Origin of the sequence: Paenibacillus glycinis (assembly GCF_009909185.1) — a bacterium.
GTDB lineage: Bacteria > Bacillota > Bacilli > Paenibacillales > Paenibacillaceae > Paenibacillus_Z > Paenibacillus_Z glycinis.
The window spans coordinates 280,266-305,488 of the sequence record NZ_JAAAMV010000001.1 but is presented as its reverse complement, the minus strand read 5'-3'; the positions used below and the strand labels follow the sequence as shown (position 1 = coordinate 305,488).

At 57.1% G+C, this 25,223-nt stretch carries 25 protein-coding genes; 24 read left to right on the top strand and 1 reads right to left on the bottom strand.

The genetic code is table 11. The annotated features are described in order from the left end of the window. Nucleotides 1-4: 4 nt before the first annotated feature. The 21 genes from fabD (at nt 5) to GT019_RS01225 (ending at nt 19,707) form a co-directional block, all read left to right on the top strand. Nucleotides 5-931: an ACP S-malonyltransferase gene (gene fabD, locus GT019_RS01320; RefSeq protein WP_161740411.1), complete on the top strand. Its 927-nt coding sequence runs from the start codon at nt 5-7 to the stop codon at nt 929-931. 474 nt (nt 932-1,405) lie between these two features. After that, nucleotides 1,406-2,155: a 3-oxoacyl-[acyl-carrier-protein] reductase gene (gene fabG / locus GT019_RS01315; protein WP_161740409.1), complete on the top strand. Its 750-nt coding sequence runs from the start codon at nt 1,406-1,408 to the stop codon at nt 2,153-2,155. Between the two features lie 94 nt (nt 2,156-2,249). Continuing rightward, a complete protein-coding gene (gene acpP / locus GT019_RS01310) occupies nt 2,250-2,486 on the top strand; it encodes an acyl carrier protein (protein ID WP_161696667.1) in 237 nt (78 codons plus the stop codon). 143 nt (nt 2,487-2,629) lie between these two features. Next, on the top strand, nt 2,630-3,871 hold the full coding sequence (gene fabF / locus GT019_RS01305; RefSeq protein WP_161740407.1) for a beta-ketoacyl-ACP synthase II: 1,242 nt from the start codon (nt 2,630-2,632) through the stop codon (nt 3,869-3,871). After that, complete coding sequence (rnc, locus tag GT019_RS01300; RefSeq protein ID WP_161740405.1) at nt 3,861-4,553, top strand: ribonuclease III; 693 nt, start codon at nt 3,861-3,863, stop codon at nt 4,551-4,553. Before fabF ends, rnc begins: the two co-directional genes overlap by 11 nt. 205 nt (nt 4,554-4,758) lie before the next feature. Further along, the gene (gene smc / locus GT019_RS01295; protein WP_161740403.1) at nt 4,759-8,334 is read left to right on the top strand and encodes a chromosome segregation protein SMC; all 3,576 of its coding nucleotides are present in this window, start codon (nt 4,759-4,761) and stop codon (nt 8,332-8,334) included. Nucleotides 8,335-8,435: 101 nt separating this feature from the next. Then, a complete protein-coding gene (gene ftsY / locus GT019_RS01290; protein WP_161740401.1) occupies nt 8,436-9,437 on the top strand; it encodes a signal recognition particle-docking protein FtsY in 1,002 nt (333 codons plus the stop codon). Between the two features lie 105 nt (nt 9,438-9,542). Then, entirely contained in the window at nt 9,543-9,917 is a 375-nt protein-coding gene (locus tag GT019_RS01285; protein WP_161740400.1) for a putative DNA-binding protein, read from the top strand. Nucleotides 9,918-10,108: 191 nt separating this feature from the next. Continuing rightward, nucleotides 10,109-11,482 (top strand): signal recognition particle protein, encoded by a 1,374-nt coding sequence (gene ffh / locus GT019_RS01280; RefSeq protein ID WP_161740398.1) that lies wholly within the window; start codon nt 10,109-10,111, stop codon nt 11,480-11,482. Nucleotides 11,483-11,551: 69 nt separating this feature from the next. Beyond that, nucleotides 11,552-11,824 carry a 30S ribosomal protein S16 gene (gene rpsP, locus GT019_RS01275; RefSeq protein WP_090637683.1) on the top strand — a complete coding sequence of 91 codons (273 nt, stop codon included), beginning with the start codon at nt 11,552-11,554 and terminating at the stop codon, nt 11,822-11,824. A gap of 27 nt (nt 11,825-11,851) precedes the next feature. Then, nucleotides 11,852-12,082: a KH domain-containing protein gene (locus GT019_RS01270; protein ID WP_161740395.1), complete on the top strand. Its 231-nt coding sequence runs from the start codon at nt 11,852-11,854 to the stop codon at nt 12,080-12,082. An 81-nt stretch (nt 12,083-12,163) separates the two neighbouring features. After that, nucleotides 12,164-12,682 carry a ribosome maturation factor RimM gene (rimM, locus tag GT019_RS01265; protein WP_161740393.1) on the top strand — a complete coding sequence of 173 codons (519 nt, stop codon included), beginning with the start codon at nt 12,164-12,166 and terminating at the stop codon, nt 12,680-12,682. Between the two features lie 3 nt (nt 12,683-12,685). Continuing rightward, nucleotides 12,686-13,438: a tRNA (guanosine(37)-N1)-methyltransferase TrmD gene (gene trmD, locus GT019_RS01260; protein ID WP_161740391.1), complete on the top strand. Its 753-nt coding sequence runs from the start codon at nt 12,686-12,688 to the stop codon at nt 13,436-13,438. Between the two features lie 176 nt (nt 13,439-13,614). After that, nucleotides 13,615-13,956, top strand: a complete 342-nt coding sequence (gene rplS / locus GT019_RS01255; RefSeq protein ID WP_090637675.1) for a 50S ribosomal protein L19 — start codon at nt 13,615-13,617, stop codon at nt 13,954-13,956. 227 nt (nt 13,957-14,183) lie between these two features. Then, nucleotides 14,184-14,852 carry a signal peptidase I gene (gene lepB, locus GT019_RS01250; protein WP_161741460.1) on the top strand — a complete coding sequence of 223 codons (669 nt, stop codon included), beginning with the start codon at nt 14,184-14,186 and terminating at the stop codon, nt 14,850-14,852. Between the two features lie 13 nt (nt 14,853-14,865). Continuing rightward, the gene (gene ylqF / locus GT019_RS01245) at nt 14,866-15,726 is read left to right on the top strand and encodes a ribosome biogenesis GTPase YlqF (protein ID WP_161740390.1); all 861 of its coding nucleotides are present in this window, start codon (nt 14,866-14,868) and stop codon (nt 15,724-15,726) included. Further along, nucleotides 15,686-15,979 carry a hypothetical protein gene (locus GT019_RS31510; protein WP_201755237.1) on the top strand — a complete coding sequence of 98 codons (294 nt, stop codon included), beginning with the start codon at nt 15,686-15,688 and terminating at the stop codon, nt 15,977-15,979. The genes ylqF and GT019_RS31510 overlap by 41 nt, the downstream gene beginning before the upstream one ends. 64 nt (nt 15,980-16,043) lie before the next feature. Then, on the top strand, nt 16,044-16,658 hold the full coding sequence (locus GT019_RS01240; protein WP_161740387.1) for a ribonuclease HII: 615 nt from the start codon (nt 16,044-16,046) through the stop codon (nt 16,656-16,658). A gap of 210 nt (nt 16,659-16,868) precedes the next feature. Beyond that, nucleotides 16,869-18,986 (top strand): flagellar hook-length control protein FliK, encoded by a 2,118-nt coding sequence (gene fliK / locus GT019_RS01235; RefSeq protein WP_161740385.1) that lies wholly within the window; start codon nt 16,869-16,871, stop codon nt 18,984-18,986. Then, a complete protein-coding gene (locus tag GT019_RS01230; RefSeq protein ID WP_161740383.1) occupies nt 18,983-19,303 on the top strand; it encodes an EscU/YscU/HrcU family type III secretion system export apparatus switch protein in 321 nt (106 codons plus the stop codon). The genes fliK and GT019_RS01230 overlap by 4 nt, the downstream gene beginning before the upstream one ends. Next, a complete protein-coding gene (locus tag GT019_RS01225; RefSeq protein ID WP_161740381.1) occupies nt 19,300-19,707 on the top strand; it encodes a YraN family protein in 408 nt (135 codons plus the stop codon). Before GT019_RS01230 ends, GT019_RS01225 begins: the two co-directional genes overlap by 4 nt. A 92-nt stretch (nt 19,708-19,799) precedes the next feature. On the opposite strand, the gene GT019_RS01220 is transcribed toward GT019_RS01225, so the two are convergent. Next, nucleotides 19,800-21,359: a YifB family Mg chelatase-like AAA ATPase gene (locus GT019_RS01220; protein WP_161740379.1), complete on the bottom strand. Its 1,560-nt coding sequence runs from the start codon at nt 21,357-21,359 to the stop codon at nt 19,800-19,802. 427 nt (nt 21,360-21,786) lie between these two features. Here GT019_RS01220 and sucC point away from each other — a divergent pair, with 427 nt between their 5' ends. From sucC to dprA, 3 genes are all read left to right on the top strand, one after another. Then, complete coding sequence (sucC, locus tag GT019_RS01215) at nt 21,787-22,947, top strand: ADP-forming succinate--CoA ligase subunit beta (protein WP_161740377.1); 1,161 nt, start codon at nt 21,787-21,789, stop codon at nt 22,945-22,947. Between the two features lie 57 nt (nt 22,948-23,004). After that, nucleotides 23,005-23,934, top strand: a complete 930-nt coding sequence (gene sucD / locus GT019_RS01210; RefSeq protein ID WP_161740375.1) for a succinate--CoA ligase subunit alpha — start codon at nt 23,005-23,007, stop codon at nt 23,932-23,934. Nucleotides 23,935-24,099: 165 nt separating this feature from the next. Then, on the top strand, nt 24,100-25,215 hold the full coding sequence (dprA, locus tag GT019_RS01205) for a DNA-processing protein DprA (RefSeq protein ID WP_201755183.1): 1,116 nt from the start codon (nt 24,100-24,102) through the stop codon (nt 25,213-25,215). The last annotated feature ends 8 nt before the right edge of the window (nt 25,216-25,223 follow it).

Genomic DNA, 25,223 nt, shown 5'->3' with positions numbered 1-25,223 from the left:
TCAAATGGGCAAAACCGCATTCGTTTTCCCCGGCCAAGGCGCGCAGGCGGTTGGCATGGGCCGAGATATTTACGAAGCGTTCCCTTCTTCGCGCGCCATCATCGACGCCGCGGACGAAGCGCTCGGTTTTAGATTGAGCGACATTATTTTTCAAGGACCGGAAGAGCTTCTGAAGCAAACGGTCAACACGCAGCCTGCGCTGCTTGCCGTCAGCGTCGCGTTTCTTGAAGCGCTGAAGACGAGCGGCCTGAAGCCGGACTTCGTGGCCGGACACTCGCTCGGCGAGTACAGCGCGCTCGTCGCCGCCGGAACGCTTTCCTTCGCGGATGCCGTGCGTACGGTTCGCGCCCGCGGCGAATTCATGGAACAAGCCGTCCCGAGCGGCCAAGGCGCGATGGCGGCGGTATTGGGCGCGGAACGCGAAGCATTGGCGTCGCTCTGCGCCTCGGCTTCCGCCGAAGCCGGCGCCGTCGAGCTCGCGAACGTCAACTGTCCGGGCCAAATCGTCGTCTCCGGCACGTCGGCGGGCGTCCAAGCCATCGTGGAACGCGGCAAAGAAGCCGGCGCGAAACGGGTGATTCCGCTCGAGGTCAGCGGTCCGTTCCATTCCTCGCTCATGAAGCCGGCGGCCGATCGCCTGAAAGACGTCTTGGCCGGCGTCGAGATGCAGGACGCGACCGTTCCGGTGATCGCCAACGTAACGGCCCAGCCGGTCACGGACAGCGGCGAAATTCGCAAATTGCTCGCAGAACAGGTATACTCGCCAGTGTTGTGGGAAGACAGCGTACGTTATCTGATCGAACAAGGCGTCGACACGTTCGTCGAGATCGGATCGGGCACGGTTCTGGCCGGCCTTATCAAGAAAATCGACAAATCGGTCAACATCGTCCCGATCAACAGCGTGGAAGCGCTGAAAGCGGCCGCGCTTTAAAAGTTATTAAAAGGTACTTGAACAGGGTATTAATCTGTAAGAAGTGGATGCCCCAGGCATCCATAAACCAACTTCAGCGGCGAACACCTGCCGCTCCAGGCAAGCCAGCCAAAGGCGCCGGCTTGCTCTAACAAGCGGCGAGCACCTGCCGCTCCAGGCAAGCCAGCCGAAGGCGCCGGCTTGCAACCGCCGTAAAGCGTGTCCCGGAAGGGACGGAAGCGAGGCCAAGCACCAGCAATCGCCAAACGCGCCTCTGCCTCGCGCCACGTTACCAGGGTCCCGCAAGGGACAGCCGGTAACTCGCGAGCGCCGATCGTAAAGTGTGTCCCGCGAGGGACGAAAACGAGGCCCGGCACGCAGCAACCCAAGCGCGCTTCTCAGCAGCGCCAACGTTATACCATTCAGGTGTCCAGAGGACGGAGTCCTTGGGGTCCCCCTTCCTGGGAAGGGGGATTTAGGGGGAAGGAGATAAGTATGTTCGCAGATCTAACAGGCAAAGTAGCGCTGGTAACCGGCGCATCCCGCGGCATCGGCCGCGCGATCGCATTGGAGCTGGCCGAGGCGGGGGCGGATGTCGCCATCAACTACAGCGGCAGCGAAGCGGCCGCGGCCGAGACGGCCGAGGCCGTTCAAGCGCTCGGACGCCGCTCCCTCGTGCTGAAAGCCAACGTCGGGAAAGCCGACGAGTTCGACGGCATGGTCAAGCAAGTCATCGATACGTTCGGCGTCATTGATATTTTGGTGAATAACGCAGGCATCACGCGTGACAATCTAATCATGCGCATGAAGGAAGAAGAGTTCGACCAAGTCATCGAAACGAACTTGAAGGGCGTGTTCAACGGCATCAAAGCCGTCACCCGCCAGATGATGAAGCAGCGTTCGGGCCGCATCGTCAACATCTCGTCCGTCGTGGGCGTGCTTGGCAATCCGGGGCAGGCTAACTATGTCGCGGCCAAAGCAGGCGTCATCGGTTTGACGAAAGCGTCCGCCCGCGAGCTGGCCTCGCGCGGCATTACGGTCAATTGCGTCGCGCCCGGCTTTATCCAGACGGACATGACGGACAAGCTGCCGCAGGAGATGCGCGAGAAGCTGGCGGGCGACATTCCGCTGGCCCGTCTCGGGGATCCGCGGGACATCGCGTCCGCGGTTCGTTTCCTGGCTTCCGGCGCAGCAGGTTACATGACGGGCCAAACGATTCATGTCGACGGCGGCATGTACATGTAGCCATTTCACACATGTCCCGTCAGTCGGGCAAACCGTTTGACGTATGGCATTTTGTCCGTAATTCTCGTATAATACCATGGAGGAGGTGAACCGGATGTCCGATGTATATGATCGTGTAAAGCGCATCGTTGTCGACCGCCTTGGCGTTGACGAGTCGGAAGTGACGCTAGAAGCTTCGTTTAAAGAAGATCTTGGAGCGGACTCTCTTGATGTCGTTGAATTGGTCATGGAACTGGAAGATGAATTCGATATGGAAATCTCTGATGAAGATGCAGAGAAAATTACGAGTGTAGGAGAAGTCGTAAATTACATAGCTTCTCTGGCGAAGTAATAAAAAGTGACAAGTCCCGTTGCAATAGCGGGACTTCTCTCCATCTATAGAGCGATACGGCGCTGCCCCGGCAGCGGCTGTAAGCGCATTAGCGTTCTTATAGATAAAGCAAGGATTTGAGTTCCCATTTGAGGTGAATAGAGATGAAGCAGAGAGTAGTCGTTACGGGCATGGGGGTTATGACTTCGCTCGGTTCCGAATTGGAGACGTTCTGGGGTAATTTATTGGAAGGCAAATCCGGCGTTTCCTTAATTGAAGCATTTGATGTTTCCGAATATCCGACCCGCATTGCGGCTGAAATAAAGAACTTCAATCCGGAAGAGTATGGCATCGACAAGAAAGAAGCGCGCCGCATGGACCGCTTCGTGCAGTTCGCGGTTGTGGCCAGCCAGCTCGCCGTCAAGGATGCAGGCATCAACATCGGTGCCGAAGTGGATGCCGAGCGCGTAGGCGTGATGATCGGCTCCGGCATTGGCGGTTTGGGCACGTGGGAAGACCAGCATAACATCTTGCTGGAGAAAGGTCCGAAGCGCGTCAGCCCGTTCTTCATTCCGATGATGATCGCGAACATGGCGTCCGGACAAGTATCGATGGCCACCGGCGCGAAAGGTCCGAACAGTACAGCGGTCACGGCTTGCGCCACGGGAACGCATTCCATCGGGGATTCGTTCAAGCTGATTCAGCGCGGCGACGCCGATCTGATGATCTGCGGCGGCGCGGAAGCGACGATCAGGCCGACGGGCTTGGCGGGTTTCTGTTCCATGCGCGCGATGTCTACGCGCAACGAAGAGCCGGCAAAAGCGTCCCGTCCGTTCGACGTGGACCGCGACGGCTTCGTCATGGGCGAAGGCTCGGGCGTGCTGGTGCTGGAATCGTTGGAGCACGCGCAAAAGCGCGGCGCGCATATATATGCGGAAGTGATCGGCTACGGCATGAGCGGCGACGCGCACCACATGACGGAACCGGATCCGGACGGCGCGGCTCGCTGCATGGCGAAGGCGCTTCGGGACGGCGGATTGGAACCGGCTCAAATCGATTATATCAACGCGCACGGCACGTCGACGTCGATCGGAGACAAGTCGGAGACGACCGCGATCAAGAAAACGTTCGGCGATCATGCGTACAAGCTGGCGGTCAGCTCCACGAAATCGATGACGGGCCATCTGCTCGGCGCGGCAGGCGGCGTTGAAGCGGTTATTCTCGGATTGACGCTGCAGAACGGCATCATTCCGCCGACGATCAACCTGGATAATCAAGATCCCGAATGCGATCTCGATTATGTCCCGAACGTGCCGCGCAACGCGGACGTGCAATACGCGTTGTCGAACTCGTTCGGCTTCGGCGGGCATAACGCGACGATCGTGATGAAGAAATATGAAGCATGATCAGTTTGATGAGCTGCAGCAGCGTCTGCAGCTCCGTTTTCGTGCGAATAAGCTGCTCAGACAGGCGTTCACGCATACTTCATACGTCAACGAGCATCGTCAAAGCGGTACGGAGCACAATGAACGGCTTGAATTTCTCGGCGATGCCATCCTGCAATTGACGGTATCCGAATTTTTGTACCGGACCTTTCCGGAGCGTCCGGAAGGACAGCTGACCCGGATGCGGGCTTCGATCGTTTGCGAAGCTTCGCTTGCGCGGTTTGCGGAAATGTTGGAACTCGGCAAGCATATTCTGCTCGGCCGCGGAGAAGAACAGCTTGGGGGCCGGCTGCGTCCGGCCCTGCTCGCTGATTTGTTCGAAGCTTTTGTCGGGGCGATTTATTTGGATCAAGGTTTGGAAGTCGTCAGAACGTTCCTGGCGTCGCACATGTTCCCGCATATCGATAACGACGGCGTGATGGTCGGCAAGGATTTCAAGTCGACGCTGCAGGAGAAAGCGCAGCAGGCAGGCATGGGGCCGATCGAGTACCGGATCGTCGAAGAGCGCGGGCCCGCGCATGACCGCGAGTTCATCGTGGAAGTGTACATCGGAGAGACATCCTACGGCTCAGGCAGCGGCCGGACCAAGAAAGAAGCGGAACAGCAGGCGGCGGCGGAAGCGTGGCGGAAGCTGTCGAAGTAACGGCATATGCAGCATGGCTAAAATTCTGGCACCCCTGGTACCGGGATTTTTTCATTTTTTGGATACGAATCGGGAGTGGGTTATTATTCCAGTTATGGGTGACTGGTTGAAGGATCGCATGCGCTTCCGCATTGGCTTTCGACGTTTTTCGACCTGTGCTTTTTTAGCAATTATGGTACAATAGTCGTTGAGGTGAAGGTAAGCGATGTTCCTGAAAAGGATTGAGTTAGCTGGATTTAAATCGTTTGCCGACAAGACGGAACTGGAATTCGTCCGTGGCATTACGGCGGTCGTCGGCCCGAACGGCAGCGGCAAAAGCAACATCAGCGACAGCATCCGCTGGGTATTGGGCGAGCAGAGCGCGAAGAGCCTTCGCGGCGGCAAAATGGAAGATATCATCTTCGCGGGAAGCGACGCGCGCAAGGCGGTCAATTTCGGCGAGGTTTCTTTGACGCTGGATAACGCGGACGGCGCGCTGCCGCTGGATTACAACGAAGTGACCGTGACCCGCCGCGTGCACCGCAGCGGGGACAGCGAATATTTGATCAATAAACAGTCTTGCAGACTGAAGGATATAACGGAATTGTTCATGGATACGGGGATCGGCAAAGAAGCGTATTCCATCATCGGACAAGGCCGAATAGAGGAGATTTTAAGCACGCGTTCCGAGGACCGCCGCGGGATATTCGAAGAGGCTTCGGGAATCGTCAAATACAAGTCGCGCAAGCGCGAGGCGCAGAAGAAGCTCGAGGACACGGAGTCCAACCTGCTGCGCATCCACGATTTGGTGACGGAGCTCGAGGATCAGGTGGAGCCGCTCCGGGTCCAATCGGAGAAAGCGATTCAATACAAACAGCTGCGCGACCAATTGAAAACCGCGGAAATCTCCATGTACGTACATAATATCGAGACGGTCCACACGTCTTGGACGGAATCGAACGCCCGCATGGCCAAGCTGCAGGAAGAGCAGCTGTCGCTGTCCACGGTCGTAAGCAAGCACGACGCGACGTTGGAGAAGGACCGCCTGAAACTTCGTGAATTGGAGGAAGCGCTGGACCGGCTTCACGAAGCGATGCTGCAATATAGTGAAGAATACGAGAAATGCGAAGGCTACGGGGAAGTGCTCAAGGAGCGCAAGCGCAACCTGGATCAGAACCGGGCGCAGCTGGATGCGTCGTTGACCGCGCAAAACGAGCGGATCGGGGCGCTCACCAAGGAAGAAGCGGAGTTTCGCAGCAAAGCCGCGCTGCTCGATAACGAGCTCGAAACGCTGCGGAAGAAGCTATCGGAGGAAGAATCGCGGCTGCTTGGCACGAACGCTTCCGCCTCCGGCGACGCGGAAGAATCGCTGAAGGGCGAGCTGCTGGACGTGCTGAGCACGATGGCGCAGCTGCGCAACGAGATTCGTTACGCCTTGCAGCAGGAAGAAGCGCTTCAGCGACGGATGGAGCGGCTCGGCGACGAGCATGCCAAGTGGCAGGAGCAGCACGAGCGGCTTACGGCGCGAAGAACGGAGCTGCAGCAGAAGCTGGAGAAGACGCTCGCGGAGATCAACAACATGCGCAACCGGTATATCGGCGAATCCGAAGGCCTGCAAAGCGGCCAGAAGCTGCTGGAGGAAGCGCAATCCGCGATTCGGAAATGGGAACAAAAGCTCGAGGCGCTCACGTCCCGGCGCGATACGATGAAGGAAATGCAGGACGATCTCGACGGCTTCATGCACGGCGTCCGCGAGATTCTCAAAGCCTCGCGCCGAACGACGGGCGGCGTAGAGGGCGTGCACGGCGCGGTCGCGGAGCTTGTCCGGGTGCCGGAGAAAGTCGAACTTGCCATCGAAACCGCGCTCGGCGGGGCGCTGCAGCATGTCGTCATGAACGATGAACGCAGCGCCCGGGCGGCGATCGCTTACCTGAAGTCGCGTCAATTGGGACGCGCGACGTTTCTGCCGCTCGATGTCATCCGCGGCCGGAACATACCCGAGCATGACCGCAGAACGATCGCCGGCATGGAAGGCTTTGTCGGTATCGCCTCAGAGCTCGTTTCCTGCGACGCGAAGTATGCGCATATCGTGGAGAACCTGCTCGGCAACGTCCTGATCTCCGAAACGCTGGAGCAGGCGAACCGGATCGCGTCCAGGATCCAGTATCGCTTCCGGGTCGTCACGCTGGAAGGCGACGTAGTCAATGCCGGGGGCTCGATGACCGGGGGAAGCATCCAGAAGAAAGGCGCGAACCTGCTCGGCCGCCAGCGCCAAATCGAACAGCTGGACGAAGAGATCAAGTCCGCGGATATCCAGCTCTCGAAGCTGCGCGACAAGATCAGCGATCTTCGCAAAGAACAGTCGATCCGCAACCAGAAGGTCGACGAGCTGCGAGAGCTCGGGGAAAAGCTGCGCATCGACGAACAGCATTTGCGTGCCGAACTGCAGTCGCTCGATAACGAGAAACGGCATCTGGACGATCAGGCGCAGCTGTTCCAGGCGGACAGCGCAGGTCATAAGTCGGAGCAGCGGCAGATCAGCAGTTCCGCCAAGGAAGCGGAAGAACGGCTTGCCGTGCTGACGACGGAAGAGGCTCGGCTGCAGGAAGCGATCCGCGCGGCGGAGGAACGACGCAAGGCCGGAGAATCCGCCAAAGAGCAGCTTCAGGATCAACTGACGGATTTGAAGATCGCGCTCGCGAAGACCGACCAAGAGAAGATGTCGTTCGAGGACCAAGCAGCGCGGGTTCGCTCCGATATCGGACGGGCTAAGCAGGAGCTGGCGGGCATACGCGACATGCATCAGCGCCAGGACGAAGATACGCGAATTCACGGCGAAGAGAGCGCGAAGCAGATCGAGCAGCTAAATGCTTTGAAGCTCAAGAAGGACGGCTGCTCCGAGCAGACGGACCTGAAGCGTGCGGCGCGCGCGGAGCTCATTCGCGAGCTGGAGCAAGGCGAGAGCGAGACGAAGGAACAGCGGGCGCAGCTGCGCAGCGTGGAAGAACAGCTCCGCCAGATCGAGATCGCGGTCAACCGGCTCGACGTCGAGCTGGATAACCTGCTTCGCAAGCTGAGCGAGGAATACGAGCTGAGCTACGAGCTGGCGAAGGAGCGATATCCCGTTCCGGAAGACGTCCTCGCGCTCCAGAACGAAGTCCGCGACTTGAAACGCCGCATCTCGAGTCTCGGCGAAGTCAATCTGGGCGCGATCGACGAGTACGAGCGCGTCAAGGAGCGGTATACGTTCCTGAATGACCAGAAGAACGATTTGATCGAGGCCAAGACGACGCTCTATCAGGTCATTCGCGAGATGGACGACGAGATGAGCCGCAGGTTCCGGACCACGTTCGAAGCGATTCGCGGCCATTTCGTGGTCGTGTTCTCCAAGCTGTTCGGCGGCGGCCGCGCGGATCTGATCATGGTGGAGCCGGACCGCGTGCTCGACAGCGGCATCGACATCGTCGCGCAGCCTCCGGGCAAGAAGCTGCAGAACCTGCAGCTGCTCTCGGGCGGCGAACGCGCGCTGACGGCGATCGCGCTGCTATTCGCGATTTTGCAGGTCAAGCCGGTTCCTTTCTGCGTATTGGACGAAGTGGAAGCGGCGCTCGACGAAGCGAACGTGGCCCGGTTTGCCCAATATTTGCGGGAATTCTCGGAGCTTACGCAATTCATCGTCGTCACCCATCGCAAAGGGACCATGGAAGAAGCCGACGTGCTCTATGGGGTTACGATGGAAGAAGGCGGCGTGTCCAAGCTCGTCTCCGTCCGCCTGGAGGATGAAGAAGCGGTATCCGCATAAATGTTGCATCGAAATAACCGCAATCGACGTATACAAGAAGCCGGAGCCTGGCCCTCGCAGCCGGGCTCGGTTTTTGCGAGTAAAGGGATGGAGGTCCAATCATGAGTTTCTTTAAACGGTTGAAAGAAAGCATCGCCCAGAAGACCGAGGCGGTCACGTCCATATTCAAGGAAGGCTTGACCAAGACGCGCACCGCGTTCGTCGGAAAGATCGAGGATCTGATCTCGCGCCGCAAGAAGATCGACGAGGCGTTCTATGAAGAGCTGGAAGAGATCTTGATCGGCGCCGACGTAGGCGTCAATACGGTCATGCAGCTGATCGACGACCTGCGGGCGGAAGTGAAGAAGCGCAAGATCGAAGAAGCCGCCGAGCTCCAGCCGATCTTGTCCGAGCGACTGGTGGAGCTGCTGAAAGGAAACGCCAAAACCGAGCTGCGCATGGCGGAGCAGGGGATGACGGTCATCCTGTTCGTGGGCGTCAACGGCGTCGGCAAAACGACGACGATCGGCAAGCTTGCGCATAAATTCAAGCGCGAAGGCAAATCCGTCCTGCTTGCGGCCGGGGATACGTTCCGCGCCGGCGCCATCGAGCAGCTGGAAGTGTGGGGCAAACGCGTCGGCGTGGACGTCATCAAGCAGGAATCCGGCGCGGATCCGGCGGCGGTCATGTACGACGCCGTCCATGCGGCGAAGCAGCGGAACGTCGACGTGCTCCTCTGCGACACGGCCGGACGGCTGCAGAACAAGCACAACCTCATGGAAGAACTGAACAAAATCTTCCGCGTCATCCAGCGCGAGGTTCCGAGCGCGCCTCATGAAGTGCTGCTCGTTCTCGATGCGGCGACGGGCCAGAACGCGCTGAGCCAAGCGAAGCTGTTCGGGGAGAAGAGCGGCGTGACGGGTCTTGTGCTCACGAAGCTGGACGGAACGGCCAAGGGCGGCATCGTGATCGCGATCCGCAACGAGCTCGATCTGCCGGTGAAGCTGGTCGGGTTTGGCGAGAAAATGGAGGATCTGCAGGAATTCGATTCGGAACAATTCGTCCATGCGCTGTTCGGCGGCTTGCTTCAATCCGTGGAAGACGAGAAGGAATCGGGTCAATAAAGGGTGACAAGCAAAACTACTTGACAGGTCATAGGCCTCTGCGCTATGATAATCGTCGTGGAATTGGTGTAAAGGTAATTGCCTTGACGTAAAGGAGCGGATAGCATGACGGTCCATGAAACCGACGCCTTGGCGAAGACGACCCGGATAAATATGCTGTTCGATTTCTACGCGCAATTGCTGACGGAGAAGCAACAGACGTTTCTTAAATATTATTTTCATGACGATTACTCGCTCGGCGAAATCGCCGCCGAATTCGATATTAGCAGGCAAGCGGTCTACGAGCATGTCAAGCGCGCGGAAGCGGTGCTCGAGAACTGCGAAAGCAAGCTGAACCTCCTTGCCAAGCACGAGTCGGCCGAACGTTGGTTGAACCGGTTGGACGAATTGGCGGAGCGGCTTGCGGATCACGGCGATATCCGCGCGGAACTCCAAGCAATCGCGCATGGCTTGCGCGGTGAAGGATTGGTGGGCACCTAAGTCGGGCCCGATCCCAAGATGGGTTACGCATACATAACTTCGGTTATGCTTACGAAGTAGTTTTGTTTATCTTGCCGATAACGGGCAAGGCTACGCATACAAAACAAAGGTTATGCTTACGAAGTAGTTTTGTTTATCTTGCCGTATACCCGGCAAGGCTCCGCATACAAAACTTTTAGGAGGTGACGATCATGGCATTTGAAGGGTTGTCCAGCAGGCTGCAGAACGTTTTCGGCAAATTGCGCGGCAAGGGTAAAGTGACGGAGGACGATGTTAACGAGGCGATGCGCGAAGTGCGCTTGGCGCTGCTCGAAGCCGACGTTAACTTCAAGGTCGTCAAGGATTTCATCGCGAAGGTGAAGGAGCGGGCGATCGGGCTTGAATTGACGAAGAGCTTCACGCCCGGCATGGTCGTCGTCGATATCGTAAACAAAGAATTGACGGAGCTGATGGGCGGCACGAACACCAAGCTCGCCAAGTCGAACAAACCGCCGACGGTCATCTTGATGGCCGGTTTGCAAGGGGCAGGTAAAACGACCTCCTCCGCGAAGCTCGCCAAATTGCTGCTCAAGGACAAGCATAAACCGCTCATGATCGCCGGCGATATCTACCGGCCGGCCGCGATCAAACAGCTTCAAGTGCTTGGAGAGCAAATCGGCGTGCCGGTATTTACGCTCGGCGATCAAACCTCGCCGGTCGACATTGCCCGCCAGGGACTTCAGCTTGCCAAGGATAACGGACATGACTACGTCATCATCGATACGGCCGGCCGGCTGCACATCGACGAAGCGCTCATGACGGAGCTGCGCGATATTCACGAAGCGACGAAGCCCGACGAAGTGCTGCTCGTCGTCGACGCGATGACGGGACAAGAAGCGGTGAACGTGGCGCAAAGCTTCCACAGCCAGCTGGAGCTCACGGGCGTCGTGCTGACGAAGCTCGACGGCGATACCCGCGGCGGCGCGGCGCTGTCGGTCAAAGCCGTTACGGGCTGCCCGATCAAATTCGCCGCAACGGGCGAGAAGATCGAGCCGCTCGAGCCGTTCCATCCGGAGCGGATGGCGTCACGGATCCTCGGCATGGGCGACATGCTCTCGCTGATCGAGAAGGCGCAGTCCAGCATCGACGCCGAGAAAGCCGCCGAGATGGAACGCAAGATGCGGACGGCCGAATTCACGTTCGAGGATTTCCTCGAGCAGATGGAGCAGGTTCGCAAGCTCGGTCCGCTGGATCAATTGCTCGACATGATGCCGGGCATGGGCAAGATGAAGGACATGAAGAACCTCAAAGTGGACGAGAAACAAATCGGACGCGTCGAAGCGATCGTCAAATCGATGACGAAAGAAGAGAAGCGCAAGCCCGAAATTCTCAATCACAGCAGGCGCAAGCGCATTGCGATCGGCAGCGGGACTTCCGTCGCGGAGGTCAACCGGCTAATCAAGCAATTCGACGATATGAAGAAAATGATGAAGCAGTTCTCGTCCATGATGGGTCCGAAAGGACCGAAGGGCGGCATGAAAGGTCTCAAAGGCATGCTGCCGAAGGGCATGAAATTCCCGTTCTAAGCCATTGCCGCTTGGAAGGCTTGCCTGGACAAGAGCAGGCTCGATATTTATTGAAGGAGGTGAATTCTCATGGCAGTACGTATTCGTTTGAAACGTATCGGTGCGCATAAAGCGCCTTTCTACCGTGTGGTAGTTTCCGATTCCCGTTCCCCGCGCGACGGCCGCTTCATTGAAGAAATCGGTACTTATAACCCGGTTGCTCAACCGGCTCAAGTTAACATCGATGAAGAAAAAGCTCTTAAATGGCTTCAAAACGGAGCGCAAGCTTCCGACACGGTCCGCAACCTGCTCTCCAAAGCAGGCGTAATGACGAAGCTTCACGAGCTGAAACTTCAAAAATAACCTACTCTGTGCGGGGGGCCTATTGTGATGAAAGAATTGATTCTTGTCATAGCGAAGGCTTTAGTGGATAACCCGGAGGATGTACGCGTCGACGTGAAAGAAGACGATCGCGGCACCGTCTACCTGCTGTCGGTCAACCCCGACGATGTCGGCAAGGTGATCGGCAAGCAGGGACGGATCGCCAAAGCGCTGAGAACGGTCGTCGCATCGGCAGCCGTCAAATCGCAGAAGCGCGTCATGGTCGATATTATTTCGTAGCGATCGTACATCGAGACAGGGCTAGGATGAATATCCTAGCTCTTTTTCGATGGCAAATACGAAAAAAGGCAGGGACAGGGCATGGATCAACAATGGTTATCCGTCGGCAAGCTCGTCAATACACATGGCATTCGCGGCGAAGTGAAGGTCATATCGCAGACCGATTTTCCCGAGGAGCGGTTCGCGCCGAATTCGGTGCTGAGGCTCATCAACGAGGAGAGCGGCCAGCAGCTGGACGTGGAAATAGTGAGCGCGCGAGAACAGAAGGGCATGTTTTTCTTGAAGCTTAAAGGGTACGACAACATCAACGACGTCGAGAAATACAAAGGTTGGTCGCTGAAGGTGTCCAAGGAAGACCTTGTCGAGCTGGAGGAAGGCGAATATTACCACCACCAGATCATCGGCTGCAAAGTCGTGACGGACGAGGGCGCAGAGCTTGGCGTCATCACGGAGATCCTTGTGCCTGGCGCCAACGACGTGTGGGTCGTCCAGCCGGCTAAAGGCAAACAGGTGCTCATCCCCGTCATCGACGAAGTCGTCCTCGATGTGGACATTCCGAACAAAACGGTTAAGGTTCATCTGATGGAAGGGCTGATCTAGCTCATGCGCATCGATGTATTGACGCTGTTCCCCGAAATGTTCCAAGGCGTATTCGGCGCCAGCATTCTGGGCAAAGCCCGCGATAAAGGCATCGTCGCTTTGAACGCGGTTAACTTCCGGGATTATGCGAATAATAAACATAATACGGTAGACGACTATCCTTACGGCGGAGGCGGAGGCATGGTGCTCAAGCCCGAGCCCTTGTTTGCCGCGGTGGAGGATCTCATGCCGGAGAACGGGAAGAAACCCCGCGTAATCCTGCTTTGCCCGCAGGGGGAGCCTTATACGCAGAAGAAGGCCGAGGAACTGTCGGCGCAGGAGCATTTGGTCTTTGTATGCGGGCATTACGAGGGGTATGACGAACGGATTCGCCAGCATCTCGTGACCGACGAGATCTCGCTGGGCGATTACGTTCTTACGGGGGGCGAGCTGCCTGCGATGGTGATGATCGACAGCATCGTTCGCTTGCTGCCGGGCGTGCTGGGCAACGAAACGTCGGCCGTCACGGATTCTTTCAGCACCGGTTTGCTGGAGCATCCGCATTATACGCGCCCGCCCGTATTCCGCGGCTGGGAAGTGCCCGACGTGCTCATGTCCGGCCACCATGCCAACGTGGAAATTTGGAGGCGCCAACAATCGATCCTGCGGACGCTGGAGCGCCGCCCCGAGCTGTTGGACAGCGCCGAATTGACGAAGAAAGAACGTTTATGGCTGGCTGAACAAATCCGCGCCCGCAGCGAAGAGGAATCTTTGTAAGCCTTCCGAAAGCAACCGGGCAATGCTGATTCCCGTTGTTGTATTCTGGGCTGGATTATGTTAGAATAGCAGAGTTGCTTTGTTAACTCGGACGGTCCGCTATATAGCGATTATCCGGATTCTAACGTGATTCCGGTAGCTTATAAGAACGTCTATGGTGGAAGGAGTTGAATCAAATGAATCTTTTGCAAACCATTGCGCAAGAAAATCTTCGTACTGACCTTCCAAGCTTTCGCCCGGGCGACACGCTTAAGGTACACGTAAAAGTTATCGAGGGATCGCGCGAGCGTATCCAGCTGTTCGAAGGCGTCGTGATCAAACGTCGCGGCGGCGGCATCAGCGCTACTTTTACAGTGCGTAAAATTTCGTACGGCGTTGGCGTTGAAAGAACGTTCCCAGTGAACTCGCCGAAAATTGAGAAGATCGAAGTTGCACGCCGCGGTAAAGTCCGTCGCGCGAAACTGTACTACCTTCGCAATCTTCGCGGTAAAGCTGCGAGAATCAAAGAAATTCGCTAATGTACGTCAAGAGGGGGACTTGCGCAAACAAGTCCCTTTTCGCTTTTTTACATATAAAAAAGCAATTTCGGCGTAATCGGCTTTTATGCATGCGGAGTGAAACTTGCCTGGCCGAAAATACGTTTATCTCTTACATAGCCGATTATCGATCGCGTCGGTGAAATAAATTATTCCTGCTTAGAAGAGGTGGAATCGTGGATCAACAGCACCGCAATGACGAGCAACAATTGGAGCAGGAAGAAGTAAAGCCCGAGGAGCATCAAGCGCCCGTCGACGGCACGGATACCCCTGATACGCCAAACAAGCCGCCCGCTAAGGGACGCGCGCAGAAAGAAGTGTTCGAATGGGTCAAAGCGCTTGCGATCGCGGCGATACTCGTTCTGGTGATCCGTTACTTCCTGTTCGCGCCGTTTATCGTGGACGGGCCATCGATGGAGCCGAACTTTTATACCGGCGAGCGATTGATCGTCGACAAAGCGATCTTCGAGATTCGCAAGCCGAAGCGCGGAGAAGTCATCGTCTTCCATGTGCCTGAGGAAGGCCGCGATTTCATCAAGCGCGTAATCGGCGTGCCCGGCGACAAGATCAAATACGAGGACGACAATCTTTACGTCAACGGCAAGCTGGTGGACGAACCTTATCTGAAGGAATCCATTGCGGCTGCCAAAGCGAACGGCGAAATCTTCAACAATAACGGCGGCGAGGAACGGAACTTCCCGAACTCGAATTTCGATACGGACGTCGTCCCTGCGGGCCATGTGCTTGCGTTCGGGGACAACCGCCGCAACAGCAAAGACAGCCGGATTATCGGTTTTGTCGATGACAAAGAAATCGTCGGACGGGCGGATGTCATCTTCTGGCCGATGAACAAACTGGCTTTCGTGAAACAAGGATGAGGAGAATGACAGCATGACGATTCAGTGGTTTCCCGGCCACATGACGAGGGCGAGAAGGGAAATTCAGGAAAAGCTCAAATTAATCGACATTGCCATCGAGCTCCTGGATGCCCGCGTACCGCTTTCGAGCCGGAACCCGATGGTGGATGAGATCCTGCAAGGCAAGCCGCGTCTGATTCTGCTGAACAAAGCGGATTTGGCCGATGCGCGGACGACGGAGAAATGGCGGGCGTACTTTACCGGGCTGGGCTATGCCAGCCTGGCGATCGACGCTTCGACCGGCAGCCATGTGAACGAAATCCCGGTAAAAGTGAAAGAATTGCTGCATGAGAAAATCGCGCGGCAAATCGCCAAAGGCATGACGCCCCGTCCCGTGCGCGGCCTGATCGTCGGCATTCCGAACGTCGGCAAATCGACGCTGATCAATCGCCTTGCAGGCCGAAACATCGCGGCAACCGGAGATCGTCCCGGCGTTACGAAAGGCCAGCAATGGATCAAGATCGGCACGGAGATGGAACTGCTCGATACGCCCGGCATTCTGTGGCCGAAGTTCGAGGATCAGCTCGTCGGCTTCAAGCTGGCGATGACCGGCGCGATCCGCGAGCAGGTACTGAACGTCGAAGAGGTCGCTTTCTTCGCGATTAAAGAATTGGTTGTCCGGTACTGGGATGCGCTGGCGGAGCGCTTCGGCCTAACCGAACCGCCGCGTGACGCAACTGACAACGACGAGCTTGTTCGCGTGATGGAAGATATCGGCCGCAAGCGGGGTTGCCTCGTAAGCGGCGGGCGCGTGGACTTGGAGAAAGCGTCCGGCATTATCCTCAGAGAGCTGCGTGCAGGAAATCTGGGACGCATCACCCTGGAAACGCCGTAAGGCGCGAAATAACCCGAACGGCTGCCTCAAGGGCGGTCGTTTTTTTATTGGAAAAGTAGTAGCCATGAATATCGCGCCTCAATCGACTGGATGCCGGTTTGAGCCATTGAAGTCGTTGAATCGAATCACGCGGACGCAGCTTCTCGGAAGCTTTGCTGACAGGCGGCGCGAAAATTGCGATAATGAAAATTGCGATCATGATGCCAACATCGGCATGGAGGAATTTGCGGGATTAGAGGCGGCGGGCGAGTGATACATAACGCAGGTACATCGAGATAAGCACAAGCGAGCTTAAGGGGAACAAGGGGGAGAACCGAATGTTGGACGAATTCGAGAAACCGTTGTGGGAGCAGGGATACCGCAGCTTAGCCGGCATCGACGAGGTAGGTCGCGGCTGCTTGTTCGGCGACGTCGTCGCGGCAGCGGTGATTTTGCCGGAGGGACTGGTTTTGGACGGCATCAACGATTCCAAGAAGCTGTCGGAGAAGAAGCGGGAGGAGTTATACTGGCAGATCGTCGACTGCGCCGAAGCGTGGGCGGTGTCGCGCGTGGATTCGTCCGTCGTGGATGACATCAACATCAAGCAGGCGGCGAGGCTCGCGATGAAACAGGCGGTCGAGACGCTGGGCGTACAGCCGGCGTATTTGCTGGTGGATGCCGAGAAGGTGGACATCGCGCTGCCGCAGCTGGCCATCATTAAAGGGGATGCGCGAAGCCAGTCCATCGCGGCGGCTTCCATCCTCGCGAAAGTCACGCGGGACCGGTTATGCCGCGACGAATGGGACAAGCTTTATCCTGCTTACGGCATCGCCATACATAAAGGCTACGCAACCAAGCTGCACCGGGAAAAGCTGTTGGAGCACGGTCCGAGTCCGATGCACCGGCAAAGTTTTCTGGGGAAGCTGTTCGCGGAGCAGCAGGCGTTGTTTTAAATATCGACGGCCTGGTTTAGGCAAGGAATCGCTTGGCGGCCCCGTAAGCGCTGTACATGACCAATTCGCAAGAATCGCCAATGCGGCGCTCTTCTAAGCTCGTCGTTTTGCTGTGCGTCCAGCTCGCCTTGTCGCCCAGGGGTTCAGACGAGGGCGCGGTTGGCCGATAAAGAGCTATAGGTATCGTGCGAGTGGAAGGATGTGCGGCGAATGTCGATGTCGATCGGACAATTAATGAAGGGCCTTATCGGCGATGCTCAGCCCGGCGACGGCAAGGCGCTGGAGCTTAAGGTCGGGCAAACGGTACGCGGCGTCCTGGTGAAAATGACCGGCGATCGGGAGGGGATCGTGCAAATCAACGGCACGCCCGTTCAGGCTAAGCTCGATACCCCGCTGGAGCCGGGAAAGGCCGTCTTGCTGCAGGTGCAGCCCGAATCGGCCGACGGCGCGCTTGTCTTGAAGCCGGCGGATCCGAAAACGGCGGCGATTCCGGAAGCGAGCGTGAAGGAATGGATCAAGGCGCTCGGCTTGCCCGATACGAAGGCGTCCGCGGATCTGGTCGGGGAGCTGCGCAAGGACGGCGTCGTTTTGACCCGCGAGACGGCGGGGCAATTCAGAGCCGCGCTCGCCGCCATGCCGGACGGCGGCGACGCGCGGTCTTGGATGCGGGCGGCCGCGCTGGCTTTCAAGCGCGGGTTGCCGATGACGGGCGCGACGATCGGCGCGCTTCAGCAGGTTCTTGCCGGTCCGCCGGCGCATGCGCTGTTGGAGGCGCTGGAGGCGGGTCTTGCCGCTTGGAGCGACCCTGCCGGTGGGCAGGCCGCGGCAGGGTCCGCGCAGCCGCCCGGGGCGGCGCAAGCGGCCGCAGCGAAGCTGCAGGCGCTGCTGGCCGAAGGCGCGGCGCTGATGCGCGAAGCGCAGCAGGCGGGCGGGGCGAAGCCGCCCGCGGGTTTTGGGGGCGCCGGGGCGGAGCCGGCGCCCCGGGGAGCGGCCGGCGCGGCTGCCGCTCCGGGCGCGCGCAGCTCGGCGTCGGCGCAGCCGGCCGCCGCTGGCGCCGCCAACGGAGTGGCGGAGGGAATGAACTCCGGCAAGCTGCCTGTCGATGGTTCGGCTTCGACAATCGGAGGAAGACAGAAGGTCAGTATAGATCATGCGATATTGCCGCAACTTAGCGAAACTGCTGCCACGGCCGGTGCTTCAAAGCAAGCAGGAGCGCCAGCAAACTTAAGCAGCGGGCAGCAACAAGTTTTCGGGGAAGCGGTGTCGGATGTAGGACATGCGCCAGCAGGCCGTGCTTTGCAGCAGTCTCTCGCACGTCCGGAAAGTGTGCCGTCGCGGCAGCAAAGCAATTCGGCTGTTGCAAACGACCGAAGGAACACAGGGTCGGCCCCGCAAGCATCAAATCTTGGGCAACCAGGAGGTTCGGGCGCCGCGCGGACAACTGCTCAGGCTGGCAGCGGCACCAGCTGGGTAGGACAAATGATGAAATGGATCGGCGTCGACCATGAGCGGATGCTGGCGACGGCGACCATTCAGCAAGAAGCGCATGCTTCGTCAAAGGCCTCCGCTACAGTACCGCATGCAGCAGAGGATGAGCAGTCACCACATGTTATGAAGACGGCGAGCGAAGCTCGGATGCCTGCGTCAGCCGGTCAAGAACGCGCCGCATCGCTCCTATTCGATCGGAACCAGCAGCAAACGACCGCATTGGCATCCATCATCCAGGACAGCGCCGCGCCGAATGGCGAAGGGACGAAATCCAGCACGGCCGACACGCTGAAGAGCGCTTTATTGACCATTGCCGCGAGCGATGACGTACCTCAACAGCTTCGCGATACCGCGCAGCAGCTCGTGTCGCATATTACCGGTCAGCAGCTGCTGCTTTCGCCGGAAAAAAACGGTTCATTGTTCTCCCACGTAACCCTGTTCATCCCGATGAAGGGACCGGACGGCAGCCAAACGGCATCCGTTCATATCCAGACGAGGAGAGGACGCAAAGGGGAGCTGGATGGCGATAACTGCCGACTGTTGTTCGATTTGCGAATGAAGACGATGGGCGAAACGGTGGTTGACGTACAGGTCGTCAATAAAATCGTCAACCTGCATGTCTGGAACGACCACCCCGCTTCTGAACAGCTGATCGAATCTTCGCGCTCCGAGTTAACCGCGGCCCTTGCCAACGCAGGGTATCAATTGCTGACGCTGCGGGCCGAACCGATGCCGGAACGGTTCATGGACCGGTTCCATGCATCCGAAAGAACGGTTGCGACGGCAGAAGACCGGGATTGGTTCGCAAAACCGTATAAAGGAGTGGATGTCCGCGTATGAGCGCTCCGAAGAGACGCAGTCAATCGTCGAAGACCGAAACGTACGAGCCCTCCAAAAAAGCGGTCGCGTTAAAATACGAGCCGGGCGAGAACACCGCGCCGGTCATCGTAGCGAAAGGCAAAGGCAAATTGGCTGAAGCCATATTGGAGAAGGCCGCGGAGAACGGGGTGCCCGTTCAACAAGATTCTTCGCTTGTCGAGGTTTTGTCGAAACTGGATCTCGATCAGGAAATTCCTCCTGAACTGTACACGCTCGTCGCCGAGATATTATCCTTCGTTTACCGTTCGGATCAACGCGCCGGAGGTGGCTTGCTTTGACTAAACCGGAGCGGACCGGGAAGCCGGACGCCAGGCGCGCGATCGGCATTCACGGCGAATCGGAAGCCGCCGGCTATTTGCTGGATAAAGGGTATTTGCTGCTGGACAGGAATTGGCGTTGCCGTTCGGGAGAATTGGATATCGTGGCGAAGCTGGAGTCGACGATCGTCATTGTCGAAGTCCGCACGCGCAGGGCCGGCGGCAGATTCGGAACCGCCGTGGAATCGGTCGATGCCAGGAAGCAGCTGCAGGTCCGTTCGACGGCGGAGGTCTACCTGTCGATGAACAAGCTGCACGGGATACGTATTCGATTCGACGTCATCGCCATTACCCTTGCGCAAAGCGGGAGGGAGCCCGATGCGTATGAAGTCGTCGAGCTGCGTCACGTGGAGGCGGCGTTCTGAGGCGCGGGAATCCGGATTACGCTAAAAAGGAGATGCCCGTTGATGGCATCTCCTTTTATTTTACTCCGCAGCATGAATACAAGCAGTGCCGACTATAGCGATTGAAGCTTGCGGTCCAAGCTTCTGTAGCCGATCGCTTCGGCCACGTGCTGGCTGTCCACGCGGTCGTCATTCTCGAGATCGGCTATGGTTCTGGCGAGTTTCAGGATACGGTCGTGCGCGCGCAGGCTTACGCCCAAGGAATCAAAAGCTTTTCGGAGCAAATCATCGGCATCTTTCGTCATTTCGACCGCCTTGCGAAGCGAGGCGCCGGCAAGCTGGCTCAGCTCCGTCTGTCCGCCGCGCCGTTCTTGCTTGCGACTGACGGCCTGAAGCACCATTTCGCGCATCTGAACCGTGGTCATTCCAACCGTCAAGCCTTCGGAAGTGAGCGGCCTTGGAACTTCGATATGCATATCGATCCGATCCAGCAGCGGCCCGGAAATCTTGGTGCGGTAACGGGCGATTTGAATCTCGGAACAGACGCAGCGCTGCTCGTCCATGTCGTGGCCGTAGTAACCGCAAGGGCATGGATTCATGGACGCCGCCAGCAAAAAAGAAGCGGGGAACCGAAACACGGCGCGCGATCGCGCGATCGTCACCTCCCGGTCCTCGAGCGGCTGCCGCAGCACTTCGAGCGCGGTTCTCGAGAATTCGGGCAGTTCATCCAGAAATAAAACGCCGCGATGGGCAAGCGTCACTTCTCCCGGTCTCGGAATGGAGCCGCCGCCGATTAATCCCGCTGCCGAAATCGTATGATGCGGGCTTCGGAATTGTCGTTCGTGCATGAGAGAAGGGATCCCGCCCGGCAGTTTTCCGGCCGCGCTGTAAATCTTCGTCACTTGCAGCGCTTCTTCTTCCTGAAGCGGGGGCATGATGCCCGGAATTCGTTTGGCCAGCATCGTTTTGCCTGTTCCGGGAGGTCCGGCGAGCAACACGTTGTGATTTCCGGCCGCCGCGATCAGCAATGCACGCTTCGCATGATGCTGACCCAATACATCGCCGTAATCGCCGTGAATGAAGGCACCTCCGCTTCCGAAACAATTTACCGTAATCCGTTCCCGCTCGGCGGCTGCGTCGTAGCGGAGGGGTTCCCAGGATTGGTTGTCGGACTTGGGGTCTCCCAACTCGCGCAAGTGGGAGGCGGCATACAGCTCCATGCCCTCAATGCAGGCGGCTTCGGCCGCGTTGCCGCGCGGCAAGAGGACCTTCGACACGCCGCGCAGCTTGGCTTGCTCGACCATGGCGAGCACGCCGGGGACCGCTCGTAATTCGCCGTTCAACGCAAGCTCGCCGAGCACGAGAAAATCCTGAAACAACGCGCTGCGAAGCTGATTGCTGGCAGCCAATATTCCCGCGGCGATGGCCAAATCGAAGGCTGTCCCTTCTTTCCTTAAATCCGCGGGCGCCAGGTTGACGGTGATTCTCTCCATCGGAAACGCGAACCCGCAGTTTTTCACCGCGGCCCTGACGCGTTCGACCGATTCCCTCACTGCCGGATCCGGCAGGCCGACCACGTTAACTTGCGGAAGACCGCTTGAAATGTCGACTTCGACGGCAATCATTCGACCTTCGACGCCATACACGCTGCCGCTGCAAATTTGCATATACATAACAAAAAACACCTCACCGTTATCGGCCGAAGGTGCTTCCTCACAGGTCCGTCGCTAAACATATTTATCACCATCATAGATGACACGCGAAAAAGCTGTCAACAGTTTAGGCCGATGCGAACGAATCGAGCTGAGGATTGCAAAGGCGCTTGCTCCGTTCGGATAATCATGCTAAACTCGATCAGACGAGAACAAACGTTCCGTATCGATATTTCGAAGGGTTTTGGTAATACTAGGATCTATATCAATACATCTCCATTCGATGTGCATATTGTCCGCTTTCATATCGATATGAGATGAAACTGATATCAAAAAAGCTGTATTTTTGTCTTAAAAAATTAGGAAAGCCATGACGAATCGTGTTACAATACTTATTGGTTTTGTGTACATACGTAGGATTTGACTGCGGATAGGAGGATTTTCGTAAATGAATATCCATGAGTATCAGGGTAAACAATTGCTGAAGCAATATGGGGTTGCCGTACCGGACGGTAAAGTGGCATTCTCCGTGGACGAGGCCGTAGAGGCGGCGAAATCGCTGGGTACGCCCGTTGTCGTTGTGAAAGCGCAGATTCATGCAGGTGGACGCGGTAAAGCGGGCGGCGTCAAAGTCGCCAAAAATTTGGACGAGGTACGGGAGTACGCTAGCCAAATTCTCGGCAAAGTGCTGGTCACGCACCAAACGGGCCCGGAAGGCAAAGAAGTCAAACGCTTGCTTATCGAGCAAGGCTGCGACATTAAGAAAGAGTACTACATCGGTCTCGTCGTAGACCGGGTAACCGGCCGCATCGTCATGATGGCTTCCGAAGAAGGCGGCACGGAGATCGAAGAAGTCGCTGCGCACACGCCAGAGAAAATTTTCAAAGAAGTGATCGACCCTGCCGTCGGCCTTCAAGTTTTCCAAGCGCGCAAACTCGCTTACGCCATCAACATCCCGAACGAACTCGTGAACAAAGCGGCTAAATTCATGCTTTCGTTGTACGCGGCGTTCGTTGATAAAGATTGCTCCATCGCGGAGATCAATCCGCTCGTCGTAACCGGCGACGGCAATGTCATGGCGCTCGACGCCAAGCTGAACTTCGATTCCAATGCGCTGTACCGTCATAAAGACGTCGTCGAGCTGCGGGATCTGGAGGAAGAAGACGAAAAGGAAATCCAAGCGTCCAAATTCGATCTGAGCTACATCGCGCTGGATGGCAACATCGGCTGCATGGTTAACGGCGCGGGTCTTGCGATGGCGACGATGGATATCATCAAATATTACGGCGGCGACCCGGCCAACTTCCTGGACGTAGGGGGCGGCGCTACCAAAGAGAAAGTAACCGAAGCTTTCAAAATCATTCTCTCCGACGAGAAGGTTAAGGGTATTTTCGTCAACATTTTCGGCGGAATCATGAAATGCGACATTATCGCCGACGGCGTCATTTCCGCTGCGAAAGAGCTTGGACTGGACCGTCCGCTCGTCGTTCGCCTGGAAGGCACCAACGTCGAGCTCGGCAAAAAAATGTTGAACGAATCCGGACTAAACATCGTTGCCGCCGACTCCATGGCCGACGGTGCGCAGAAGATCGTCGCGCTTGTGAAATAAGTTAAATTTTGTCGCAATACGGCGGCATACGAATTCTTTTAGGGGATGTGAGTTTCGATGAGCATTTTGGTAGGCAAAGATACTAAAGTCATTACGCAAGGCATCACAGGTGCCACAGGGTTGTTTCATGCGAAGGGCGCCCTGGATTACGGTACCCAAATGGTTGGCGGCGTAACGCCGGGCAAAGGCGGAACCAACGTCGATATTACGCTTGAGAACGGCACGGTCGTTTCCTTGCCGGTCTTCAACACGGTTGCGGACGCAGTCGCAAAAACCGGCGCAACGGCATCGGTCATCTACGTACCGCCGGCATTCGCGGCTGATTCCATTTTGGAAGCCGTCGATGCGGAGCTGGATCTTGTCATCTGTATCACGGAAGGCATTCCGGTTATCGACATGATCAAAGTAACCCGGTACATGGAAGGCCGCAAAACGCGCCTGATCGGACCGAACTGCCCGGGCGTCATTACCCCAGGCGAATGCAAAATCGGCATTATGCCGGGCTATATTCACACGAAAGGCCATGTAGGCGTCGTTTCCCGAAGCGGAACGCTTACCTACGAGGCCGTGCATCAATTGACGACTCGCGGCATCGGACAATCCTCCGCTGTCGGTATCGGCGGCGACCCTGTCAAAGGCTCGGAATTCATCGACATTTTGAGCATGTTCAATGACGATCCGGACACGTACGCGGTTATCATGATCGGCGAGATCGGCGGTTCGGCGGAAGAAGAAGCGGCGGAATGGGTCAAAGCGAACATGACGAAGCCGGTTGTCGGCTTTATCGGCGGCGCAACGGCGCCTCCGGGAAAACGCATGGGACATGCCGGCGCGATTATTTCCGGCGGCAAAGGCACGGCAGCCGAGAAAATCGAGACGTTGGAGAGATGCGGCATTCGCGTAGCTCCAACGCCTTCCGAGATGGGTTCCACGCTTGTCAGCGTTCTTGAAGAGCGCGGCTTGCTGGACAAATGCAAAACGCACTAAGGCTTATCGCCAATAGCATATCGTAACACTGAAGGTAAGCAACCTTTCCATGGCCCGATTCGGGCAGGAGAGGTTGCTTTTTTTTTGCGATCCTAAAATCGGCTTGCATTCTCCTTGCTGCTCAAGCACAATAGTATGCAAGCCTACGAGAGGCTGGGTTATTCGATGAACGAGTTGAATAAACGGAATGAAGCACTGATCACGATGCATGAAACCTCCGGCGTAGGCTGGCAATCCGTACGAAAGGCCGTCGAGTGCGGCCAGTGGGCCAATTACGAGCGATTCTCGCCGGAAGCTTGGATATCCGCTGTCGGATTGAAACCGGAGCAGGCGAATGCGTTAACGAATGCGTTTACATCGGTAAATCCCGCGGTCAGGCGGCAGGAAGCAAGCATTAGAGGAATAAACATCCTTACTTATTACGACGACGCTTACCCGGAGCTGCTCAGGCAATCGCCTCAGCCGCCCTGGGTGTTATATGCGATCGGCCGCCTGGAATTGCTTCAACGGCATTCGATTGCCATCGTAGGAACGAGAGGGCCGACCTCTTATGGTAGAAAAACGGCTTCTTCGTTGGGAGAGAAGCTGTCGCAAAAAGGGATCACCGTCGTTAGCGGGCTTGCGCGGGGCGTAGACGCCATGGCGCACGAAGGCGCGCTAAATGGAGCCGGAAGCACGATTGCCGTCTTAGGGACGCCGGTAGATCGCGTATATCCGGCCGAGAACCGGTTCCTGTACGGGAGAATCGCAGAACGGGGACTGGTCGTCTCCGAAGTTCCGCCCGGAACGCCTCTTCATCCGGGTTTGTTCCCGCTTAGAAACCGCATTATCGCCGGGTTGTCCTTAGGCACCGTCGTCGTGGAGGCTGCGGAACGCAGCGGGTCGCTCATTACGGCCGATCAAGCGCTCGAAATGTCTCGCGACGTGTTCGCCGTTCCGGGGCCGATCTCGTCTCCGAAAAGCGCGGGCACGAACGGGCTGATCCGACAGGGAGCCAAGCTTGTTGCCACGTTCCAGGATATCATGGAAGAGTACGAAGGCGTGCTCGATTTTCAAAATCGGCCCTTGTCCGAGGAGAACCGGGTTCCCGTAGAATCAGAGGATTCGCTTACAGAAAATGAAGCGATTATTTACCGCATTTTGAAAGAAGAGGCGCGTACGACGGATGAGCTTCACGAGCTTTCGTCCTTTCCGTTTGGACTTTTGCACTCAGTTCTGATAAATTTAACTATAAAACGGAAGATTGAACAGCATCCCGGTTCCATATATAGTGTATTGTAGCAAAAAGC

Coding starts and splice junctions, on each gene's coding strand:
- rimM (WP_161740393.1), top strand. CDS start 12,164: ATGGATCAACAATGGTTATCCGTCGGCAAGCTCGTCAATACACATGGC.
- rplS (WP_090637675.1), top strand. CDS start 13,615: ATGAATCTTTTGCAAACCATTGCGCAAGAAAATCTTCGTACTGACCTT.
- trmD (WP_161740391.1), top strand. CDS start 12,686: ATGCGCATCGATGTATTGACGCTGTTCCCCGAAATGTTCCAAGGCGTA.
- ffh (WP_161740398.1), top strand. CDS start 10,109: ATGGCATTTGAAGGGTTGTCCAGCAGGCTGCAGAACGTTTTCGGCAAA.
- GT019_RS01220 (WP_161740379.1), bottom strand. CDS start 21,359: ATGTATATGCAAATTTGCAGCGGCAGCGTGTATGGCGTCGAAGGTCGA.
- sucC (WP_161740377.1), top strand. CDS start 21,787: ATGAATATCCATGAGTATCAGGGTAAACAATTGCTGAAGCAATATGGG.
- ftsY (WP_161740401.1), top strand. CDS start 8,436: ATGAGTTTCTTTAAACGGTTGAAAGAAAGCATCGCCCAGAAGACCGAG.
- sucD (WP_161740375.1), top strand. CDS start 23,005: ATGAGCATTTTGGTAGGCAAAGATACTAAAGTCATTACGCAAGGCATC.
- GT019_RS01285 (WP_161740400.1), top strand. CDS start 9,543: ATGACGGTCCATGAAACCGACGCCTTGGCGAAGACGACCCGGATAAAT.
- dprA (WP_201755183.1), top strand. CDS start 24,100: ATGAACGAGTTGAATAAACGGAATGAAGCACTGATCACGATGCATGAA.
- ylqF (WP_161740390.1), top strand. CDS start 14,866: ATGACGATTCAGTGGTTTCCCGGCCACATGACGAGGGCGAGAAGGGAA.
- acpP (WP_161696667.1), top strand. CDS start 2,250: ATGTCCGATGTATATGATCGTGTAAAGCGCATCGTTGTCGACCGCCTT.
- fabD (WP_161740411.1), top strand. CDS start 5: ATGGGCAAAACCGCATTCGTTTTCCCCGGCCAAGGCGCGCAGGCGGTT.
- rpsP (WP_090637683.1), top strand. CDS start 11,552: ATGGCAGTACGTATTCGTTTGAAACGTATCGGTGCGCATAAAGCGCCT.
- fabF (WP_161740407.1), top strand. CDS start 2,630: ATGAAGCAGAGAGTAGTCGTTACGGGCATGGGGGTTATGACTTCGCTC.
- rnc (WP_161740405.1), top strand. CDS start 3,861: ATGAAGCATGATCAGTTTGATGAGCTGCAGCAGCGTCTGCAGCTCCGT.
- GT019_RS01240 (WP_161740387.1), top strand. CDS start 16,044: ATGTTGGACGAATTCGAGAAACCGTTGTGGGAGCAGGGATACCGCAGC.
- GT019_RS01270 (WP_161740395.1), top strand. CDS start 11,852: ATGAAAGAATTGATTCTTGTCATAGCGAAGGCTTTAGTGGATAACCCG.
- fabG (WP_161740409.1), top strand. CDS start 1,406: ATGTTCGCAGATCTAACAGGCAAAGTAGCGCTGGTAACCGGCGCATCC.
- GT019_RS01230 (WP_161740383.1), top strand. CDS start 18,983: ATGAGCGCTCCGAAGAGACGCAGTCAATCGTCGAAGACCGAAACGTAC.
- fliK (WP_161740385.1), top strand. CDS start 16,869: ATGTCGATGTCGATCGGACAATTAATGAAGGGCCTTATCGGCGATGCT.
- smc (WP_161740403.1), top strand. CDS start 4,759: ATGTTCCTGAAAAGGATTGAGTTAGCTGGATTTAAATCGTTTGCCGAC.